Source organism: Rhizobacter sp. P3_B12 (assembly GCF_056402895.1).
Window position 1 is genome coordinate 1 of sequence record NZ_JBFUGN010000441.1, and the last position, 4,929, is coordinate 4,929.

Annotated in this window: 4 protein-coding genes; all 4 read left to right on the forward strand. The window is 72.9% G+C overall.

Going from position 1 to position 4,929, the window contains the following annotated elements:
- Nucleotides 1-686: LPS export ABC transporter periplasmic protein LptC (gene lptC / locus AC1D01_RS20690; RefSeq protein ID WP_477869591.1), on the forward strand; the 686-nt coding region annotated here is incomplete at its 5' end.
- Nucleotides 683-1,462, forward strand: a complete 780-nt coding sequence (locus tag AC1D01_RS20695; RefSeq protein ID WP_477869593.1) for an SDR family oxidoreductase — start codon at nucleotides 683-685, stop codon at nucleotides 1,460-1,462. The genes lptC and AC1D01_RS20695, both read left to right, overlap by 4 nt.
- Before the next feature lie 127 nt (nucleotides 1,463-1,589).
- Nucleotides 1,590-2,432, forward strand: coding sequence for a DUF4349 domain-containing protein (locus AC1D01_RS20700; protein WP_477869595.1), 843 nt, complete (start codon nucleotides 1,590-1,592; stop codon nucleotides 2,430-2,432).
- A 75-nt stretch (nucleotides 2,433-2,507) separates the two neighbouring features.
- Nucleotides 2,508-4,799, forward strand: coding sequence for a carbohydrate binding family 9 domain-containing protein (locus AC1D01_RS20705; protein WP_477869597.1), 2,292 nt, complete (start codon nucleotides 2,508-2,510; stop codon nucleotides 4,797-4,799).
- Nucleotides 4,800-4,929 lie beyond the last annotated feature (130 nt).

The following is a 4,929-nucleotide window of genomic DNA, read 5'->3' on the forward strand; positions in this document are numbered from 1 at the left end:
TGGCGGAAGCTGACGCTGCCGCCCAGGCCAGCCGGCCCGGCACGCTGGCACCGGCCATGGCACGCCCGGGCGGCCGGCGCACGCCGCAGCCGCTGCGCTGGCGGCTGGTCGAGCTGCTGTCGTCCTACCTGCCGCTGGTGCTGATGGGCGTGCTCGCGATGGGCACCTGGTGGCTCGTCAAGAACACGCCGCTGTCCGACGACCCGCGCATCGCCGCGCCGCTGCGCCACGTGCCCGACTACGAGATGCGCCACTTCGCGCTGCAGCGCTTCACGCCGCAGGGCCAGCTGCGCGCGCAGATCGAGGGCGACGTGCTGCGCCACTACCCCGACACCGACACCGTCGAGATCGACAACGTGCGGCTGCGTGCCGTCGGCACCGACGGCCGCGTGCTGCACGCCACCGCGCGCCAGGCCATCGCGAACGGCGACGCCACCGAGGTGCAGCTGGTCGGCCAGGCCGAGATCATCCGCGACGGCATCGACGGCGGCCCGCCGATCAGCTTCCGCAGCGAGTTCCTGCAGGCCTTCATCGACACCGAGCGCATCAAGTCGCACCTGCCGGTCACCATGACGCAGGGCGGCACCGAGCTGCGCGCCGACAGCATGGAATACAGCCACCTCGACCGGGTGATCAAGTTCGGCGGACGCATGCGGGCCGTCTTCAGCCCCCGGGAATCCAAATGAGCGGCGATCGCCTCGTCTTCATCACCGGCGCCTCCAGCGGCATCGGCCAGGCGCTTGCATGGCGCTTCCACCAGGCCGGCTACCGGCTGGCGCTGGTCGCGCGGCGCACCGACGAGGTCCGCAAGTGGGCCGACGCGCAACGCCTCGACGCGTCGCGTTTCGCGGTGTACGCCGCCGACGTGCGGGACATCGACGCGATCACCGCGGCCGGGCGGGCCTGCATCGCCGCCCAGGGCCTGCCCGACGTGGTGATCGCGAACGCCGGCATCAGCGTCGGCATCGACACCGCGGTGTTCGACGACCTGGCGGTGATGCGCGCGACCTACGAAACCAACAACCTCGGGATGGCGGCCACCTTCCAGCCGTTCATCACCGCGATGCGGGCGCGGCGCAGCGGTGCGCTGGTCGGCATCGCGAGCGTGGCCGGCATCCGCGGGCTGCCGGGCCACGGCGCGTACTGCTCGAGCAAGGCGGCGGTGATCGCCTACTGCGAGAGCCTGCGCGGCGAACTGCGGCCCGACGGCGTCAAGGTCGTCACGCTGGGCCCGGGCTACATCGACACGCCGCTGACACGCGAGAACCGCTACGGCATGCCGTTCCTGATGCAGCCCGAGGTGTTCGCCGACCGGGCCTTCCGCGCGATCGAGGCCGGCGTCACCTACCGGGTGATCCCGTGGCAGATGGGCGTCGTCGCGAAGCTGCTGCGCGCGCTGCCGAACTGGGTCTACGACCTGGCGCTGGCCGGGCGTCCGCGCAAGAAGCGCCAGGGCGAGTGACGGCGGCGGGCATCGTCGCGGCGGGTTCACCCCGTTCGGCGGGGTCGTGCGTATCAGTCTTCACCTGAACTTTCATGTGAGACGCCCGATGCGCCGCTTTGTGCCTGTGTTGACCCTGTCCCTCGTCGTGAGCACCCTGGCCGCCTGCGGGCGCGGGGCGCCGATGGAGTCCGAGAGTGCCGTGCTGGCGGGGGTCCCGCCGGCGGCGGCGCCCGCGGCCGCGTTCGCCAAGCGGAGCCGCGCTCCCGAGCAGGCGCAGGCCGAGCGGGCCGCCGCCGATACCGCCTCTGAAGCCCGCCGCTACGTGGCCGTGCGCCACACGCTGCAGATCTTCACCGCGGCCGACGGCGTCGAGGTCGCGTGGCGCGATGCCACCGACGCCTGCGCCGCCGCCGGCTGCGAGGTGCTGAACGCCGCGCTCGAGCGCAACGACGAGCGCCGCCCCGCCACCGCGACGCTCGAGGCGCGCGTGCCGCCGCAGCAGCTCGAGGCCTTCCTCGCGCGGATCAGCCGCCTGGGCCGCACCGGCCTGAACGCGCGCACCGCCGAGGACAAGACCGACACCGTGCTCGACACCGAGGCGCGCCTGAAGAACCAGACCGCGTTCCGCGACCACCTGCGCGTGCTGATGGCGACGCCCGGTGCGAAGCTGAAGGACCTGATCGAGGTCGAGCGCGAGCTGGTGCAGGTGCAGAGCGAACTCGACAGCCTGGCGTCGCAGCGCAAGGTGCTGGCCAACGAGACCGAGAAGGTGCACGTGTCGATCAGCTTCCGGGCCCAGCCCTCGGTCATCGAGACCGGCATGTGGCGGCCGGTCACCGATGCGCTGCGCGGCGCCGGCCATGTCATCGCGTCGAGCATCGGGGTGCTGATCACCGCGGTGGTCGGCCTGCTGCCGTGGGGGATCGCGCTGGTGCTGGCGGGCTGGGGCGTGCGCGCCGCGTGGCGCCGCCGCCGGCGCGCCCGCTGAGCGCGGACTGTTGCGGAGGGCGCGCCGCAGTGGCACTCCTATACTGCGCGCCTCCCCTCCGTTGCGATCCTCCCGATGAACCTCTCGTGCTGGCGCCGGTGGGCGCCTGCGGCCTGTGCCTTCGCGCTGCAGGCCTTCACTGCCGAAGCCCCGGCCCAGGACGCCGCCGCGCCGATGCCGCACCCGCGCGCGTCCAGGCTGCTCGCCGACGACCCGCCGCTGGTCATCGACGGCCGCCTCGACGACGCCGGCTGGCGCCATGCCCCGGTGCACGACGCCTTCGTGCAATTTCTGCCGGTCGACCGGCTGCCGGCGCCGCTGCGCACCACGGTGCAGGTGCTGGTCGACGAGCACGCGATCACGTTCGGCATCCGGGCCTGGGACCCGCAGCCCGAGCTGATCCGCGCCCCGCTGCTGCGCCGCGACCAGGTGCGGCGCGACCAGGATTTCGTCGCGGTGATGCTCGACCCGGCCGGCACGCGCCGCTCGGCGCAGTTCGTGCGCGTCAACGCGGCCGGTGTGGTGGCCGACGGCATGTACATCGCCGAGACCGACACCGAGGATTTCGCACCCGATTTCGAGGTGGATGCCGCGGTGCACCGTGAAGTCGACGGCTACAGCGTCGAGATCCGCATGCCGTTGCTCGGGCTGCGCTACCCGTACGAGGGCGGCGCGCCGTGGCGGATGATGGTGGCCCGCAGCGTGCCGCGCGAGGCCAGCATGCTGCTGCTCAGTGCGCCGCTGACCAAGGACGCGCTGAACTTCATCGCCGAACTGCAGCCGGTCGATGGGCTGGAGGACGTGACCGAGCGGGTGCGCGAGCGCTCGTTCCTGACGGTGCGCCCCGAGCTGACGATGCGTTCGACGCGCGGCAGCGAGCCGGCCGACCGCACTTCCGTCGGCGCCGAGATCAAGTGGCGCCCGCGCGCCGACTGGGTGTTCGATGCGACGCTGAACCCCGATTTCTCGCAGGTCGAGCTGGACGTGCCGCAGCTGGCCGGCAACACCCGCTTCGCGTTGAGCGTCGAGGAGAAGCGGCCGTTCTTCCTCGAAAGCACCGATGTGCTGGACCTGCCGCTCGGCTCGTTCTACTCGCGCTCGGTGACCGATCCGCGCTGGGGGCTGCGCGCCACCTGGCGCGGTGCCGAGGCCGACGCGACCGGGCTCAGCCTGAACGACGACGGCGGCGGCCTGGTGCTGCGGCCGGGCGCCTACGGCACCGGCGTCGCGCTGCAGGACCAGCGTTCGCAGGCCACGCTGCTGCGCGGGCGGGTGCACGGCGAGGCGCTGAGCGCGGGCGGGCTGGTCTCGGTGCGCCGCTACGAGGCCGCGCGCGAGAACCGCGTCGCCGGTGTCGACCTGGCGTGGCGCCGCACCCCGGAGGAACAGCTGCGCCTGCGCGCGCTCGGGTCGCAGACGACCGCGCTGTTCGACGCCGACGGTGCGCCATCGGGCGGTGCGCGCGAAGACGGCCGCTACCTGTGGGCTTCATGGGCGCGCCGCGTGCCGGGCTGGAACCTCACGGCCGAAGCCGCCGAGATCAGCCCGCGCTTTCGCAACGACAACGGCTTCGTCGAGCAGGCCGGCGTGCGCTCGCTGCAGGCCGAGGCGATCCGGCGCTTCGGCGAGCTCGCGCTGCCGGGCATCGATTTCTACGAGTTCGAGGCCTACCTGTGGGCGCAGCAGCGCACGGCGCTCGCCGACCCGCGCGAGGGCATTGCCGACGGCGAGCTGGTGTCCCGGCGCATCCACCCCGGGCTGTGGTGGTCGGCGGCGTACAACACCGAGGCGTCGATCGAGTGGCGCGCCCACGCCGAGCGCGTGAAACCGGTGTCGGCCGGCGGGCAGGCGCACCGCACGGACGCGCTGGCGCTGACCTACGGCGTGAACCCGGCGCCGTGGTTCACCCGCTTCACGGCCGAACTGGAATGGGGGCAGCGCATCGATGTCGAGGCCGATCGCGTCGGCCGCGGTGCGGTCTGGCTGCTCGAAGCCAAGCTGCGCGGCAGCCTGCCCAACGGGTGGGGGGTCGAATCGGAGCAGCGCGCCGAGCAGGGCTTCGTGCGCGGGCCCGACGGCCGCCGCGCGCTGACCGACACCGCGCTGCAGTGGCTGGCCGTGCTGCACCTCGATGCACGCGATTCGGTGCGGGCGGTCTGGCAGCGCCATCGCATCGACCGTGTCGCCGACGATGCCGCCGGGCTGGCGGCCGCGCGCGAGCGCGACACCGTGGGGTCGCTGGTGGCCCAGCACCGCATCGGGCTGGGCCGGGTCTTCAGCGTCGGCCTGAGCCGCCAACGCCCGGGCGTGACCGCGCCGAAGGACACCGAGGTCTTCGTGAAGGCCGCCTTCGCGCTGGAGCTCTGACGCGCCGGGCCATGAAAAAAGCGGTGAGCGCTTTCGCACTCACCGCTTTCCGTTCTATCGAGCTGGCTTGATCGCCGGGGCTGATCAGTAGCCGCCGCGGCTACCGCCGCCGCCGCCACCGCCGTAGCTG

Excerpts from the sequence above, each read along its gene's own strand:
- AC1D01_RS20695 (WP_477869593.1), top strand. The coding sequence starts at position 683 with ATGAGCGGCGATCGCCTCGTCTTCATCACCGGCGCCTCCAGCGGCATC.
- AC1D01_RS20705 (WP_477869597.1), top strand. The coding sequence starts at position 2,508 with ATGAACCTCTCGTGCTGGCGCCGGTGGGCGCCTGCGGCCTGTGCCTTC.